Origin of the sequence: Trujillonella humicola (assembly GCF_046233715.1) — a bacterium.
GTDB lineage: Bacteria > Actinomycetota > Actinomycetes > Mycobacteriales > Geodermatophilaceae > Trujillonella > Trujillonella humicola.
Genome location: NZ_JBJNRJ010000133.1, coordinates 1 through 1,132, shown reverse-complemented (window position 1 = coordinate 1,132; position 1,132 = coordinate 1). Strand labels below are relative to the sequence as shown.

At 69.1% G+C, this 1,132-nt stretch carries 1 protein-coding gene; it reads left to right on the top strand.

Annotated elements, in window-relative coordinates:
* Positions 1–10: 10 nt before the first annotated feature.
* Positions 11–1,132: group II intron reverse transcriptase/maturase (gene ltrA, locus ACK586_RS25415; protein WP_409333317.1), on the top strand; the 1,122-nt coding region annotated here is incomplete at its 3' end.

The window sequence follows — 1,132 nt, the reverse complement described above, 5'->3', positions numbered from 1 at the left end:
GAGGCCGCCGGTGAACACCGGTGCACCGATACCCGACGCGGTTGCCGCGCGGGCGCGGGTACTGAAGATCCAGACCAAGCTGCACCAGTGGGCCGGCAGCGATCCTGCTCGCCGGTTTGACGACCTGTTCAACCTGGTCGTCGATCCCGCCGTCCTGGCCGTGGCCTGGACGCGGGTGCGCAGCAACCGGGGTGCGCGCACGGCCGGAGTGGACGGCATCACCGCCCACTACATCGAAGACGTGCGCGGAGTCGAGGTCTTCCTCGCCGACCTGCGGGCCGACCTGAAGGCCCGCGACTTCGCCCCGGTGCCGGTGCGGGAACGGATGATCCCCAAGGCGTCGGGCAAGCTGCGACGGCTGGGCATTCCGACCGTTCGGGACCGGGTGGTGCAAGCCGCCCTGAAACTGGTCCTGGAGCCGATCTTCGAGGCGGACTTCGCCCCGTGCTCGCACGGGTTCCGCCCCGGTCACCGCGCGCAGGACGCGATCGCCGAGATTCATCAGTGGACGTCTCACCCACGCAGCTACGAGTGGGTCGTCGACGCGGACATCGAGGCGTGCTTCGACGCGATCGATCACCCGGCCCTGATGGACCGGGTGCGGGCACGGATCGCCGACAAGCGCGTGCTGGCGCTGGTGAAGGCGTTCCTGAAGGCGGGCATTCTCAGCGAGGAGCAGACCGTCAGGGACACGGCCACCGGCACGCCGCAGGGGGGCATCCTGTCTCCGCTGCTGGCCAACATCGCTCTCAGCGTGCTGGACGAGCACTTCACCGCCGCCTGGGCGGCGATGGGTGACTCCAGCGCACGGCATCGCCGACGCGCCAAGGGCCAGGCGACATACCGGCTCATCCGCTACGCGGATGACTTCGTCGTCCTGGTTCACGGCACCCAGGCGCACGCCGAAGCGCTGCGCGACGAGGCCGCAGCCGTCCTCGCCCCGATGGGCCTGCGCCTTTCGGCGGCGAAGACCAGGATCGTCTCCATCGACCAGGGCTTCGACTTTCTGGGCTTTCGCATCCAGCGGCAGCCCAAGCGAGGCAGTGGGAAGCCGACCGTCTACACCTATCCGACCAGGACCGCGCTCGCATCGGTCAAGGCCAAGGTGCGCACGGTTACCCAGCAGGGACTG